This window comes from Streptomyces sp. DSM 110735, from assembly GCF_016482685.1.
Taxonomy (GTDB): Bacteria; Actinomycetota; Actinomycetes; order Streptomycetales; family Streptomycetaceae; genus Streptomyces.
On sequence record NZ_JACYHF010000003.1, the window covers coordinates 564,427 to 578,223 of the forward strand.

The 13,797-nt window shown below is 71.1% G+C and carries 14 protein-coding genes; 5 read left to right on the plus strand and 9 right to left on the minus strand.

Annotation, left to right across the window (positions count from 1 at the left end; all coding sequences use genetic code 11):
* Positions 1–2: 2 nt before the first annotated feature.
* Positions 3–1,454, plus strand: coding sequence for an amidohydrolase family protein (locus IF655_RS08040; RefSeq protein WP_199583293.1), 1,452 nt, complete (start codon positions 3–5; stop codon positions 1,452–1,454).
* A gap of 39 nt (positions 1,455–1,493) precedes the next feature.
* Here the strand turns inward: IF655_RS08040 and IF655_RS08045 are convergent, their stop codons facing one another.
* Positions 1,494–1,838 (minus strand): barstar family protein, encoded by a 345-nt coding sequence (locus tag IF655_RS08045; protein ID WP_199583294.1) that lies wholly within the window; start codon positions 1,836–1,838, stop codon positions 1,494–1,496.
* Between the two features lie 454 nt (positions 1,839–2,292).
* On the opposite strand from IF655_RS08045, the gene IF655_RS08050 reads away from it, so the two are divergent.
* Positions 2,293–3,198, plus strand: coding sequence for a glycoside hydrolase family 19 protein (locus tag IF655_RS08050; RefSeq protein ID WP_199583295.1), 906 nt, complete (start codon positions 2,293–2,295; stop codon positions 3,196–3,198).
* A 215-nt stretch (positions 3,199–3,413) separates the two neighbouring features.
* The gene (locus IF655_RS31745; RefSeq protein ID WP_374100182.1) at positions 3,414–3,746 is read left to right on the plus strand and encodes an ATP-binding cassette domain-containing protein; all 333 of its coding nucleotides are present in this window, start codon (positions 3,414–3,416) and stop codon (positions 3,744–3,746) included.
* 37 nt (positions 3,747–3,783) lie between these two features.
* Here IF655_RS31745 and IF655_RS08060 read toward each other — a convergent pair whose 3' ends face one another.
* On the minus strand, positions 3,784–4,473 hold the full coding sequence (locus IF655_RS08060; RefSeq protein WP_199583297.1) for a response regulator transcription factor: 690 nt from the start codon (positions 4,471–4,473) through the stop codon (positions 3,784–3,786).
* 22 nt (positions 4,474–4,495) lie between these two features.
* Positions 4,496–5,689, minus strand: coding sequence for an MBL fold metallo-hydrolase (locus IF655_RS08065; RefSeq protein ID WP_199583298.1), 1,194 nt, complete (start codon positions 5,687–5,689; stop codon positions 4,496–4,498).
* 195 nt (positions 5,690–5,884) lie between these two features.
* Between IF655_RS08065 and IF655_RS08070 the strand changes: the two genes are divergently transcribed.
* Positions 5,885–7,069 carry a glutamate dehydrogenase gene (locus tag IF655_RS08070; protein WP_199583299.1) on the plus strand — a complete coding sequence of 395 codons (1,185 nt, stop codon included), beginning with the start codon at positions 5,885–5,887 and terminating at the stop codon, positions 7,067–7,069.
* Positions 7,070–7,196: 127 nt separating this feature from the next.
* Here IF655_RS08070 and IF655_RS08075 read toward each other — a convergent pair whose 3' ends face one another.
* Entirely contained in the window at positions 7,197–7,982 is a 786-nt protein-coding gene (locus IF655_RS08075) for an SGNH/GDSL hydrolase family protein (RefSeq protein WP_199583300.1), read from the minus strand.
* 349 nt (positions 7,983–8,331) lie between these two features.
* Between IF655_RS08075 and IF655_RS08080 the strand changes: the two genes are divergently transcribed.
* Complete coding sequence (locus IF655_RS08080) at positions 8,332–9,129, plus strand: tyrosine-protein phosphatase (protein WP_199583301.1); 798 nt, start codon at positions 8,332–8,334, stop codon at positions 9,127–9,129.
* A 69-nt stretch (positions 9,130–9,198) separates the two neighbouring features.
* Here IF655_RS08080 and IF655_RS08085 read toward each other — a convergent pair whose 3' ends face one another.
* The 5 genes from IF655_RS08085 to IF655_RS08105 all read right to left on the minus strand — a co-directional run.
* Entirely contained in the window at positions 9,199–9,321 is a 123-nt protein-coding gene (locus tag IF655_RS08085; protein ID WP_018546801.1) for a DUF6126 family protein, read from the minus strand.
* Positions 9,318–9,941, minus strand: a complete 624-nt coding sequence (locus tag IF655_RS08090) for a helix-turn-helix domain-containing protein (protein WP_199583302.1) — start codon at positions 9,939–9,941, stop codon at positions 9,318–9,320. The genes IF655_RS08085 and IF655_RS08090 overlap by 4 nt, the downstream gene beginning before the upstream one ends.
* Positions 9,942–10,052: 111 nt before the next feature.
* Entirely contained in the window at positions 10,053–11,438 is a 1,386-nt protein-coding gene (locus IF655_RS08095; protein WP_199583303.1) for an aspartate aminotransferase family protein, read from the minus strand.
* Entirely contained in the window at positions 11,439–13,346 is a 1,908-nt protein-coding gene (gene dxs, locus IF655_RS08100) for a 1-deoxy-D-xylulose-5-phosphate synthase (RefSeq protein ID WP_199583304.1), read from the minus strand.
* 43 nt (positions 13,347–13,389) lie between these two features.
* Positions 13,390–13,797, minus strand: a 408-nt coding sequence (locus IF655_RS08105) for a flavodoxin-dependent (E)-4-hydroxy-3-methylbut-2-enyl-diphosphate synthase (RefSeq protein WP_199583305.1), incomplete at its 5' end; no start/stop codon positions are given.

The following is a 13,797-nucleotide window of genomic DNA, read 5'->3' on the forward strand; positions in this document are numbered from 1 at the left end:
CCGTGCCGATCCAGTCCGCCCCCTTCGCACCAGGTCGCCCCTTCGTCTTCCGGGACGCCACGGTGCTGACCGTGGACCAAGCCCACCGGGTGCTCCCCCGCACCGACGTCCTCGTGACCGGCGACCGGATCACCGCCGTCGGCCCGCGCCTCGACGTACCGGAGGGGACGGCGGAGATCGACGCGGCGGGCGGCATCGTGATGCCCGGCATGATCGACACGCACCGCCACATGTGGCAGACCGCCATGCGCGGCTACGGCGCCGACTGGACGCTGACCCAGTATTTCGTCTGGTACTACCTGGAGCACGGCAAGGTCTTCCGGCCCGAGGACATCCACGCTGGGAACCTGCTGTCCGCCGTCGAGGCGCTGGACGCCGGGGTGACGACGGTCGTGGACTGGTCGCACGGGCTGCGGACGGTCGACCACGCGGACGCGGCGGTGGACGCGCTGCGGTCGGTGCCCGGCCGGTTCGTCCTCGCCTACGGCAACATCCACCAGGCTCCGGCCGAGTGGACGGCGGCACCGGAGTTCCGCGACTTCGTGCGCCGCCGGATCACCGGTGACGACATGCTCGGCTTCCAACTGGCCTTCGACGTCACGGGAGATCCCGCGTTTCCGGAGCGTCCCGCCTTCGAAGCCGCCCGCGAACTGGGGGTCCCCGTCACCACCCACGCCGGGGTGTGGGGCGCCACCGACGACAGCGGCATCCGGCTGATGCACGAGCACGGGTTCATGACGCCCGAGACGGTGTACGTGCACGCCTCCACGCTGTCGGCCGACTCCTACCACCGCATCGCGGCGACCGGCGGTTCCGTCTCCGTCTCCACCGAGAGCGAGCAGAGCGCGGGCCAGGGCTACCCGACGACCTGGGCGCTGCGTGCCCACGGCATCCCGGTCTCACTGTCGATGGACACCAGCGTGTGGTGGAGCGGCGACCTCTTCTCCGCGATGCGCACCACGCTGGGCGCCGACCGCGCCCGCGAGCACCTGGAGGCTCACGCCAGCGGCGAGACCGTCACCCATGCCGCGCTGCGCGCCGAACAGGTCGTGGAGTGGGCGACGGCGGGCGGCGCGCGAGCCATCGGCAGATCCGGCGACCTCGGCAGCGTCGAGCCCGGCAGGAAAGCCGACCTGGTGCTGCTGCGCAACGACCGCTCCCCCGTGTCGTTCCCGCTCCTCAACCCCCATGGCCACGTGGTCTTCCAGGCTCAGCGGGGCGATGTCCACACCGTGGTCGTGAACGGCCGGGTGGTGAAGTACGACCACCAACTCGTCGGCGTCGACCTGGCCGTCGTACGCCGCACGGCCGAACGGAGCGTGGAGTACCTGCGGTCGGCCATCGGGGAGGACGCGTGGGCGGCCGGGATGAACCCGGACGTGCCCGAGACCAAGGTGCTGGACAACCCGTACACCTATACCGATTACCGGAGTTCGGGCACCCGACCACGCTGACGGGCGCCGCGATCCGTACCCGACCGGGCTCCCTGCCTCTCAGGCGATCGCCAGCACCACCGCCAGCGTCGAGTCGTACTCCTGCTGCCGTCCGGCCAGGGACTCCAGTACCTGCTGCGCGCTCTCCCACTGCTCCGGCTGCGCCTTGGCGAAGCCCTTCCAGCCGATCACGATGAGCAGTCGGCCGGGTACTTCCGGTCCCCAGCCGATGTCACCGGCGGCGTCGGTGAACGCCTGCCAGTTGCGGGCAGCCGAGGACGGGAGATCGAGGGCGGGCAGGCAGCGCTGCATGAATCCGGCCTGGTCGGTGACGCCGGCCAGGTCGAGGGGGATGATCTTCCAGCCGGCCTCGTGGACCACCTGGGCGAGAGTCGCTGTGGGCATGTCCGTACCGCCTTGCAGGGTCCGGTCCTCCCCCGCCGACACGGGGAACGGGTCGATTCACCCATCATGCCCCACGGTGAGCGATCCCTCACGAGGAGCCGGTTCCGCCCGGCGCTCACCGCACCGGAGACGCGCCTACCCCGGAACCGCCCCGTCCGCAACCGGAGCCACCGAGCGCCGTCGCGCGGACATGTGACGGGCAGCACCCGCGACCCCATACCCGCAGGCCCAAGCGCCTTTGCCGCGACGCGAGTTGACCGATCCTCACCCCGTCGTTCACAGGCGACTTGACTGGTCCATACCAATGCGATTGAGTGCGGCCCACACCCCCCACGGCCACCCCCACGCGCCTTGTCCGGTGCCACTGGCGTGCCACTGGCGCCCGCGCGGGTATCCCGGTCCCGTTGTTGCACGCTGCCCGGGTACGGCCGTTTCCTGCAAAGGAGTTGACTCTGTGTCGAGACGACACGTCTCCGCCGCGCTGACCGCGCTCGCTCTCGCGGTGACCCCGCTGGTGATGTCGGCCCCGGCCGCGTCGGCGGCTCCGGCCACCGCGGCCGCGTCGTGCGCGAGCTACCCCAACTGGGTGGCGGGCAAGTCGTACGTCACCGGCGACATCGTCCGTTACACGGACGGCAAGACGTACATCGCCGAGCACGACAACCCGGGTTACGACCCGACCATCAGCACCTGGTTCTGGGACCCGTACAACTGTGACGGTGGTTCGACCAACCCCGTCGGCAACTTCGTTGTCAGCGAAGCCCAGTTCAACCAGATGTTCCCGAGCCGGAACTCGTTCTACACCTACCAGGGTCTCGTCGCCGCCCTGAACGCCTTCCCGGGCTTCGCCAACACCGGCAGCGACACCGTGAAGAAGCAGGAGGCCGCGGCCTTCCTCGCCAACGTCAACCACGAGACCGGCGGTCTGGTCTACGTGGTCGAGCAGAACACGGCCAACTACCCGACGTACTGCGACTGGAGCCAGTCCTACGGCTGCCCGGCCGGTCAGTCGGCGTACTACGGGCGCGGCCCGATCCAGTTGAGCTGGAACTTCAACTACAAGGCGGCGGGCGACGCGCTCGGCATCGACCTGCTGCACAACCCGAACCTCGTGCAGACCGACGCGGCGGTCGCCTGGAAGACCGGTCTGTGGTACTGGAACACCCAGTCCGGTCCCGGCTCCATGACCCCGCACAACGCGATGGTCAACCAGGCCGGTTTCGGTCAGACCATCCGCAGCATCAACGGTTCCCTGGAGTGCGACGGGCGCAACCCCGCGCAGGTCCAGAGCCGCGTGGACGCCTACCAGCGCTTCACGTCGATCCTGGGTGTCTCCCCCGGCGGCAACCTGTACTGCTGACCCACCCCGCTCGCCCCGACCGCGGCTCGCCGAGCCGCGGTCGCGGTGCGTCCGGGGGCGGTCGTAGCTCCGGCAGACCTCCCACCCGGCGGCGATGCGGCGGGGCGGACGCACCCGCCGCCGAGGACGGGGGTTCGGGAAACCGAACCCCCGAACCGGGGGCTGCCACGATCGACCGCCGTGCCGGGCCCGCCAAGGATGGGCGCATGGCTGAGATGACGACGGATGCCGAAGCGCGTGCCGCCGCCCGCGCGGAGGATCTGCACCGCGAGTACGGGCGCGGCAGCGCCGCCGTGCACGCCCTGCGCGGGGTGTCGGTGACCCTCGCGCCCGGGACGTTCACGGCGGTGATGGGGCCCTCGGGCTCCGGCAAGACCACCTTGCTGAGCGTGCGCGACGACGGCCGCGGCGGTGCGGCGCTCGGCACCGGAACCGGCCTGACCGGTCTGGCCGAGCGGCTCGCGGCGGTGGACGGGGCGCTGCGGGTGGACAGCCCGCCCGGCGGACCCACCGTCGTCACCGCCGAGCTGCCGACGCGGCTGTGCTGAGCGTGCTGAGCCTCAAGCCACCGCCTCAAACGCCGCCTCAGCCGCCGCCACGACCGCCGTCTCGACCGCCGCTCTCCGCGAGGTAGGCCAGGACCGCCTTCACCCGTCTGTTGTCGCTGGGCGCCGCCCGCAGCCCGAACTTGCCGAAGACGGCGGCGACATGCTTCTCAACCGCACGGTCCGACACCCCCAGCAGCGCGGCGACGGAGCGGTTGGAATGGCCCTGTGCCATCAGCTCCAGCACCTCGCGCTCGCGCGACGTCAGGGTGTCCACCCCGGTGCGCCGCCCACCGCGCATCATGAGGGTGACCACCTCGGGGTCGAGCGCCACGCCTCCGTCGGCGACCCGGTGCAACGCGTCCACGAACTCGGAGGTCCGGGCGACCCGTTCCTTCAGCAGATAGCCGACACCCGTCGCCCCGTCGGCCAGCAGTCGGGCGGCCCAGGCCGTCTCGACGTGCTGGGAGAAGACCAGGATGCCGACCTCCGGTGTCCTGGCGCGGATCTCGACGGCGGCGCGAATGCCCTCGTCCCGGTGCGTGGGCGGCATCCGGATGTCCACCACGGCCACGTCGGGCCGGTGCCCGGCCACCGCGGCGAGCAGCTCGGGCGCCGTCCCGGCGGTGGCCACCACCTCGCATCCCCGGGCACCGAGCAGCTCGACCATGCCGTCCCGGAGCACGACGGAGTCCTCGGCCAGCACCACGCGCAGACGCCTGTCGGTCATGCCGTCGTCTTCGGTCCCGGTGTCACACGTCTCCGGCGAAGTCGAGGTCCCCGCTCCGCTCCCCGGCAGCGGACGCCACCGGCTCCGGTCGGCGCCACGGGCGGGCGATCGGGCCGGACACCGAACGCCACCACGGGTCCGTCGGGATCTTCCCGGCCGGTTCGAACGGCTCGCCCGGTCGCGGGGTCGCCACAGCCTGGCCGGCCTCGTCGGAGGCGTCCCGCGTCCACTCGCCCGGTTCCGCCCAGGTGTGCATCGCCAGGTTGAAGGTCCCCCAGTGGATGGGGAGGAGGACACCGTGCGGGCGACTGCCCTGGAGGTCGAGGTGGGCACGGAGGCCCTCCTCGGGGGTCATGTGGATGTCGGGCCAGTAGGGGCTGTAGGCGCCGATCTGGATCATGGTGAGGTCGAAGGGACCGTAGGCGGTGCCGATGTCCTGGAAGCCTTCGAAGTAGCCGGTGTCGCCGCTGTGGTAGACGCGGTGCTCGTCACCGGCGACCACCCAGGAGGCCCAGAGCGTGTGCTGGGTGTTGCGCAGACCGCGGCCGCAGAAGTGGCGGGCCGGGGTGGCGGTCAGGGTGAGACCGCCGATCCTGGCCGACTCGTGCCAGTCCAGCTCGCGCAGGCGGTCCGGGGAGACACCCCAGTGTTCCAGGTGGGCGCCCACGCCCAGCGGGACCGCGAACAGGGTGTCCGTGTCGGCCAGCGCCTTGATCGTGGGCATGTCGAGGTGGTCGTAGTGGTCGTGGGAGATCACCACGACGTCCACCGGACCGAGCGCGGCCAGCGGCAGCGGGACCGGGTGCAGTCGGCGCGGACCCGCGAAGGGGAACGGCGAGCAGCGCTCACCCCACACCGGGTCGAACAGCACCCGGTGCCCGTCGATCTCCACCAGCACGCTGGAGTGACCCATCCACGTCACCCGGAGCCCCGTGGCCGGGGGCGCCGCCAGGTCGGCGAGGGTGGTGGGGTGCACCGGGATGGTGCCCTTCGGGGAACGCCCGGGGCGGGTGTCCTTGTCGAAGAACGCCTTCGCCAGGTCCAGCGCGGAGCCCGAGGGCCGCGTGCTCGCCGTACCGCCCGGGTTCTGGAAGACGCCGTCCTTGAAGTGGGGCGACCGGCGAATGCGCGCCAGACGCTCGCCGCTCGGTTCCGCGCCGAAGGCCGCGGGCTGGAGAGCACGAAGCCCTTGGCTCGGGGAACGCAGGCCGGTCACGGTACCTCCAGGTGGCGGCGGATCGGTGGTGCCTCATTATGGGCGGCACCCCCGGCGCACGGGTCCGCCGGGGGCTGAGTGACTCAGCCGGGACAGAGAAACGTCCGGTACGGCGTCGCTATTCCCGTCCCGGCAAAGGACATCCCGGCACAAGGACATCCCGGCAGAGGACGTCCCGGCAAAAGGAGCACCCCCTTGACCACCCCCGCCCCCCTGATCTCCCTCACCTGGACCGACCACCTCACCGGCCGCCGGGGTTTCCTCGTCGTCGACCGGCTCGTGCGGGGTGTGGCCAGCGGGGGTCTGCGGATGCGGGAGGGGTGCACGCTGGAGGAGGTCACCGGGCTCGCCCGGGGCATGACGATGAAGGAGGCACTGCACTACGACCCCGCGAGCCGGTACGTCCCCCTCGGCGGGGCGAAGGGCGGCATCGACTGCGATCCGCGCGACCCGGAGGCGTACGGCCTGCTCGTACGGTATCTGCGCGCCGTGCGGCCGTACGTCGAGAGCTGCTGGACCACCGGCGAGGACCTCGGGCTCACCCAGGACCTGGTGGACCGGGCGGCAGCGGAGGCGGGGCTCGTGTCCTCGGTGCAGGCGGTGTATCCGCTGCTGGACGACGAACCCGCCGCCCGCGCACGCCTGGCGGCCGCCTTCGCGGTCGAGGTGGACGGGATCGGTCTCGACGAGCTGGCGGGCGGCTGCGGGGTGGCCGAGGCGTGTCTGACCGCACTGGACCGCACCGGAACTCCCCGTCGCGGTACGCGCGTTGCCCTTCAGGGGCTGGGCACCATGGGCGGGGCCACCGCCCGGTTCCTCGCGCGGGCGGGTCTGACCGTGGTGGCGGTGGCGGACGTCAAGGGGACGATCGCCAACCCGTCGGGGCTCGACGTGGAGGCGCTGCTGGCGGCGCGGGACGCCCACGGGACCGTCGACCGGGCGGTGTTGCGGACCGAGGACCGTGAACTGCCGGGTGACGCCTGGTTGTCGGCCGACGCCGAGGTGCTGGTGCCCGCAGCCGTGTCGTACGCCATCGACGCCACCAACCAGGAGCATGTCCGGGCGCGTTGGATCGTGGAGGCGGCCAACATGCCCGTGCTGCCGGAGGCGGAGACGGCGCTCACCGCGCGCGGGGTGTGCGTCCTGCCCGACGTGGTGGTCAACTCCGGGACGAACGCCTGGTGGTGGTGGACCCTGTTCGGCGACATCGGTCCCGACGCCGAGGAGGCGTTCGGGCGGCTGCGCCGGTCGATGCGGGCGCTGACCGGGCTGATGCTGGACCGCGCGGCGGCGGACGGTACGACGCCGCGCGCCGCCGCCCACGCCCTGGTGGCCGACCGGCTGCCGGTGATCGCGGAGCGGTACGGCTGGTACCGCTGAACGGTACGACTGGTATCGCTGAGCGGGTCCCGGTCCCCCGTCGGGGGTGGGTACGACGCACATGTGGCCGACACCTGTGTGTGCCGACCACATGTGGACGCGGACCTGTCCTCACGCCCTCAGAGCTTCACGCCACCGAAGCGATCCGCGTCTTGATGTCCGCCGGAGACAGCCTGCCCTTCGCCGTCACATGGTCCCCGGAGGACTCCCCCCGCAGCCTGCGCCCGATCCACGGCACGAGGTGCTGCCGCGCCCAGTGGACGTCGTCCCGGCGGATCTCCAGCGTGCCCCGGGGCGGCAGCTCCGGCCACGCCTGCTCCGGGTCGGCCGGGATCCGCACGCCGAGCGCCTGGCCCGCGCGCAGGGCGACCCGGGTGTGCCCCTCGGGCGAGAGGTGCAGCCGGTCGTCGTCCCATGCCCTGCGGTCCTGCACGGACTTGAGGGACCACAGGTCGAGCACGGGGCAGTCGTACCGGTCGGCGATGGCGCGGACGTGCCCGTTGTAGGTCGCGATCTTGCCGCGCAGATGCTTGAGCAGCGGCACCCCACGCGTGTCGAAGCCGGTGGCCACCAGCACGGTGCCCGCCGAGGCGGCGAGCTGGGCGACCGCCTGCTCGAACCGCTCGGCCACGCCGTCCGGGTCGGTGCCGGGGCGGATGATGTCGTTGCCGCCGGCGCAGATGGACACGAGGTCCGGGGCGAGCCGGGCGGCCTTGGGCACCTGGTCCGCCGCGATCTGGTCGAGCAGCTTTCCGCGCACCGCGAGGTTGGTGTACGTGAAGTCGCCTTCGGGCCGCCGGTCGGCGAGGAGTACCGCGAGCCGGTCGGCCCAGCCCACGAACGCCCCGTCGGGGCCGGGGTCGCCGACGCCCTCGGTGAAGCTGTCCCCCACCGCCACGTACGACCCGATCATTGATGTGCTGTCACTCTTCGAATCGTCTGCCACATCGCCCCATGATTCACCTTCGGATGTGACTTACGCGACCGTAGGAAGGGGTTGACGAACGGTGAGATAAGCCACTCCTAAAGAGTTTGCCAATCACGGAATAGGCGCCGCCGATCAAAATCCGGGCGGAAAAGCGGTCGGAAAGCCCCGGCGAAAGCCCCGCTGAAAGCCCGTCGGAAAGCGGTGCCGAAAGGGGTGTTCCCGCAGCTCCGCCGCAGGAACGTTCGCGGACCCGGGCGGCGCGCAGGCGATGTCGTATCGTCGAGTCAGCGCCCGCCGCCGAGCCGCGCGGCGGGGCCGACCTGGAGGAGCACCCGTGACGCAGCAGGTCCCGTCGACCGAGCCCGAGCTGGCCGCCGTACGCAATTTCCGTGATGTGGGCGGACTGCCGACCGTGGACGGACGGCGGCTGCGGCAGGGAGTGCTGTTCCGCAGTGGTCATCTCGCGCACGCGACCGACGAGGACGCCGCTTTTCTCGCCTCGCTGGGTCTGCACACAGTGTTCGACTTCCGCAACGCGGCCGACCGTCGCCTCGAAGGTCCGGACGTGGAACTTCCGGGTGTGCGGAATGTGAACCTTCCGCTGAGCGACCCGGCCGACGGCGCCGAGTTCTGGAAGCTGGTGCGGGACGGGAATCTGGACCAGTTGCGCGGCATTCTCGCGGGCGGCAAGGGCGCGGACCGCATGGTCGCCTCGTACCGGAAGATCGTCAAGGAGCGCACCGCCGAGCACTCGCGGGTGCTGCACGCGCTGGCCGAGGACAGCGTGCCCGCGCTGATGCACTGCGCGGCGGGCAAGGACCGCGCCGGGATCTCGATCGCGGTGACCCTGCTCGCGGTGGGCATCGAGCGCGACGCGATCATCAGCGACTATCTGATGTCCAACGCCAAGCACCGCCGCTACAAGGTCCGCCGCAGCGGCAGCCCCGACACCGCGTACACCCCCGAGGTCATGGAGCTGCTGAGCCCGCTCTTCGACGCCCGCGCCGAGTACCTCGCGGCGGCTTTCGACAGCATCGAGGAGACCTGGGGCGACGTGGACGCCTATCTGGAGCGGGGTCTGAAGCTTGCCGACGGGACGCGGGAGCGGCTGCGCGCCCGCCTGGTCGACTGAGGACACACCCGACCCCGCCAAAGGCACGCCCCGCTCAGGCACGCCCCGCCGGAGCGTCCCGCGCTCACCTCACCCCTTCGCCCCCAGCGAGAACAGCAGGAACAGGAACGCGGCCAGTACGTGCCCGAGGGCGACGTACACCACCAGCCGCACCCACAGCGAGCGCGGGAGCTTCTCCTCGTAGTCACTCATGACGGCCCTCCGGTCGGGTGCCCCAGGCACAGCGCGGCCGTGGGGCTCTGGAGCAGGGTGTGGACGAACAGCAGCTCGACGCCGTCCGGGTCCTCGGCGGTGAGCCGGTGCGGGGTGAGCGAGTCGAAGTGGGCGCTGTCCCCGGGCGCGAGCAGATGGCTGCCGTCGCCGAGTCCGAGCCTGAGGCGTCCCCTGAGGACGTACAGCCACTCCTCGCCGGGGTGGACGCGCACGATGTCGGGCCGGGCGCGGTACGGGATCTGCACGCGCAGCGCCTGCATCCCGCGCCCGGAGGACCCGGCCTGGAAGTAGGTCCAGCCGGCCGCGCTCGTCGGCTCCATGTCGGCGGCGCGTACGATCGCGTCCCGGTCGGCGGTGGTCTCGCCGAGCAGTTCGGAGACCGTCGTACCGTAGATGCGGGCGAGCGCGAGCAGCATCGGCAGCGAGGGCTGCCGCTGCCCGGTCTCCAGCCGGGAGAGGTGGGCCGGGGAGAGTCCGGCGGACCCCGCCGCGGCCTCCAGGGTGAGCCCGGCGCGACGGCGCAGGGCCCGCAGTTGCGGCGCCACGGCGGGCAGGTCGTCCCCCTGGCCCGCCGGTGGCACGGCGTCTGAGGCGTTCATGCCTCCATTGAGCCGCACTTTTGCCTGTGCGGCAATTTTCTTGCCTCAGAGGCAAAAACTTCGAGCGGCGAGCCTCAGCGCACCATCACCGCCCCGAGGCTCAGCGCAGCGTCACCGCCCCGCCACCGCCTGCTTGATCAGCGTCCGCCCGAAGTCCCACATCAGCCCGCCCCCGCTGTGCGCGTCGTCCATGACCGCCGTGAACGCCTCCACGAACCGCTCCACGTCCGCCTCGTCGATCACCAGCGGCGGAATCAGCTTGATCACCTCCAGGTGGTCGCCGGAGACCTGGGTGAGGATGCGGTGCCGTTGCAGCAGCGGTACGACGACCATCTGCGCGAAGAGCCCCTTGCGGGCGGTCTGGAGCATGGTCCAGCGCCCGCGCAGCTTGAGCGAGTCGGGGCGCCCGAACTCGATGCCGATCATCAGCCCGCGCCCGCGCACGTCGGCGAGCAGCTCGTACTTTTCGGTCAGCGCGGCGAGCCGGGACCTCAGCAACTCACCGACCGTGCGGGCGCGGGCGACGATCTGCTCGTCCTCCATGACGGAGAGCACGGCGAGCCCGGCGGCCATGGCCTGGGCGTTGGAGCCGAAGCTCGCGGAGTGCACCAGCACACGGTCCATGGACGAGTAGACCTTCTTGAAGATCCAGTCCTTGCCGAGGGTCGCGCTCACCGGCACATAGCCGCCGGAGAGTGCCTTGGCCACGCAGACCAGGTCCGGCTCCACGCCGTCCTCGTGCTGGTAGGCGTAGAAGTCGCCGGTGCGCCCGAGACCGGTCTGCACCTCGTCCGCGATGAGCAACGCCTTGTGCTTGTGCAGGAGTTCCTGCGCGGCCCGCAGATAACCGGGCGGCGCCTCGTGCACGCCCTTGCCCTGGATCGGCTCCACGACGAGGGCGGCCACGTCACCCTTCTTCAACTCCCGCTCCAGCGCGCCGAGATCACCGAGCGGTACGGCGGTGTCGGGCAGCAGAGGGGCGAAGCCGTCGCGGAAGCCGCGCTCGCCGTTGACGGAGAGGGAGCCGGTGGTGAGGCCGTGGAAGGCGTGGTCGCAGTAGAGGACGCGGGGGCGCCCGGTGGCGTAACGGGCGAACTTGAGGGCTGTCTCGACGGCCTCGGTGCCGCTGTTGCCGAAGAACACCCGGTCCAGGTGCGGGCTGTGGACGAGGAGCCGCTCCGCGAGGAGACCGGGCAGGGGCTGGCAGTCGAAGCGGGTGAGGTCGGCGAGGTCGAGGTCGAGCACGTCGTGCAGCGCCTTGCGGACGACCGGGTGGTGGCGACCGAGACCCATCACGCCGAACCCGGCGAGCATGTCGAGGTAGTCGTTGCCGTCGGCGTCGTAGAAGTGGGCGCCCTCGGCCCGCTCGTAGACCTTGTCGAAGCCGATGGTGTGCAGCATGCGCGGGAGTTGGGGATTGAGATACCGCGCGTGCAGGTCGTACCGTTCGGCACCGCGCTCGGCGAGGAGGGCGCCGAGATCGAACTCCGTGCTCATTCAGCTCTCCTGTTTCTCCTGGCCCGGACGCCGGTGTACGTCGTACGCGGCGAGACTCCCGCTGATCCGCCCCGCGATCTCGACGGGCGTGAGCCCGATGTCCGCCAGCACCTCGGCACGCTTGGCGTGGGCGAGGAACTGCTCCGGAATGCCGAACCGCCGTACGGGCACGTCGACATCGGCGTCCCCGAGCGCGAGCGCGACCGCCGAACCGACTCCGGCGGACCGGCTGTTGTCCTCGACGACCGCCACCAGCCGGTGTTCGGCGGCGAGTTGGGGCAGCGCCGGGTCGACGGGCTTGACCCAGCGGGGGTCGACCACCGTGCAGCCGATCCCGCGTGCCGTGAGCAGGTTCGCCGCCTGGAGGCAGACGGACGCCATCACGCCGACGGCGACCAGCAGGACCTGGGGCTGTTCGTCGCGGTGGAGGACGTCCATGCCGCCCACCTGGCCGACCGCCGGGATCTCGGGTCCGGCGGACTCCTTGGGGAAGCGGACCAGCGTGGGCGCGTCGTCCACGGCGACGGCTTCCCGCAACTGCGACCGGAGTTGGGCGGCGTCGCGCGGGGCGGCGATGCGCAGTCCGGGGACGACCTGGAGGACGGACATGTCCCACATGCCGTTGTGCGAGGCGCCGTCCACACCCGTGACCCCGGCCCGGTCCAGGACGAAGGTCACCCCGCAGCGGTGCAGGGCGACGTCCATGAGGAGCTGGTCGAACGCGCGGTTGAGGAAGGTGGCGTAGACGGCGACGACGGGGTGCAGTCCCCCGGTGGCGAGCCCGGCGGCGGAGACGGCGGCGTGCTGTTCCGCGATGCCCACGTCCCACACCCGGTCGGGGAAGCGCTCCGCGAAGCGGCCGAGACCGACGGGGTGGAGCATGGCCGCCGTTATGGCGACGACGTCCTCGCGCTCCTCGCCGATGCGGACGATCTCGTCCTCGAACACCGAGGTCCAGGAAGGTCCGTTGGAGGGGGTGAGCGGTGCGCAGGTGAGCGGGTCCATCACGCCGACGGTGTGGAAGTGGTCGGCCTCGTCCGCGAGGGCGGGCGCGTAGCCCCTGCCCTTCTCGGTGAGGCAGTGGACGAGGACCGGACCGTGGAAGCGTTTCGCGCGGCGCAGCGCGGACTCGACGGCGCCGATGTCGTGCCCGTCGATGGGACCGACGTACTTCAGCCCCAGGTCCTCGAACATGCCCTGCGGGGCGAACGCGTCCTTGAAGCCCTTCTTGGCACCGTGCAGTGCCTCGTAGACGTACTTGCCGACGATCGGGGTGCCCCGGATCACCTGCTTGCCCCAGGCGAGGGCCTGTTCGTAGCCGTCGGTGGTGCGCAGGGTGGCGAGATGGTTGGCGAGACCGCCGATGGTGGGCGCGTAGGAGCGTTCGTTGTCGTTGACGACGATGATGAGCGGACGGTTCTTGGCGGCGGCGATGTTGTTCAGCGCCTCCCAGGCCATGCCGCCGGTCAGCGCGCCGTCCCCGATGACGGCGACCACATGGCCGCGCTCCCCCAGTACCTGGCGCGCCTTGGCGAGACCGTCGGCCCAGCCGAGCGCGTTGGAGGCGTGGCTGTTCTCGATGACGTCGTGCTCGGACTCCTCGCGCGAGGGATAGCCGGAAAGGCCGCCCTTGCCGCGCAGCTTGGAGAAATCCTGACGTCCCGTCAGCAGCTTGTGCACATAGCTCTGGTGGCCGGTGTCCCACAGGATGCGGTCCACGGGCGACTCGAAGACCCGGTGCAGGGCGATGGAGAGTTCCACCACGCCCAGGTTGGGTCCGAGGTGACCGCCGGTCCTGGAGACCGCCTCCACCAGGAACTCCCGTACATCGGCGGACAGTTCGCCCAGCTCTTCCTTCGTCAGCGCCTTCAGGTCACGTGGTCCCCGGATTCTTTCCAGAATCGTCACGCCGGCCCCCTCTCGGTCCGTGTGCCGTGTCTCAACTCGCCTGTCACGACTGCCCGGTGCTCTCCTCCGCCTCCTCCGCGAGCCGCATCGCCTCCTCGATGAGCGTCTCCACGATCTTGGATTCCGGGACGGTCTTGACGACCTCGCCCTTGACGAAGATCTGGCCCTTGCCGTTGCCGGAGGCGACGCCGAGGTCGGCCTCGCGCGCCTCACCGGGACCGTTCACCACGCAGCCCATGACGGCGACGCGGAGGGGGACCTCCATGCCCGTCAGACCCGCGGTGACCTCCTCCGCCAGCTTGTACACGTCCACCTGCGCACGCCCGCAGGACGGGCAGGAGACGATCTCCAGACCGCGCTGCTTCAGGTTCAGGGACTCCAGGATCTGGAGACCGACCTTGACCTCCTCGGCGGGCGGCGCGGACAGGGAGACGCGGATCGTGTCGCCGAT

Coding starts and splice junctions, on each gene's coding strand:
- IF655_RS08060 (WP_199583297.1), bottom strand. CDS start 4,473: ATGACCGACAGGCGTCTGCGCGTGGTGCTGGCCGAGGACTCCGTCGTG.
- IF655_RS08095 (WP_199583303.1), bottom strand. CDS start 11,438: ATGAGCACGGAGTTCGATCTCGGCGCCCTCCTCGCCGAGCGCGGTGCC.
- IF655_RS08075 (WP_199583300.1), bottom strand. CDS start 7,982: ATGATCGGGTCGTACGTGGCGGTGGGGGACAGCTTCACCGAGGGCGTC.
- IF655_RS08045 (WP_199583294.1), bottom strand. CDS start 1,838: ATGCCCACAGCGACTCTCGCCCAGGTGGTCCACGAGGCCGGCTGGAAG.
- IF655_RS08085 (WP_018546801.1), bottom strand. CDS start 9,321: ATGAGTGACTACGAGGAGAAGCTCCCGCGCTCGCTGTGGGTGCGGCTG.
- IF655_RS31745 (WP_374100182.1), top strand. CDS start 3,414: ATGACGACGGATGCCGAAGCGCGTGCCGCCGCCCGCGCGGAGGATCTG.
- IF655_RS08090 (WP_199583302.1), bottom strand. CDS start 9,941: ATGAACGCCTCAGACGCCGTGCCACCGGCGGGCCAGGGGGACGACCTG.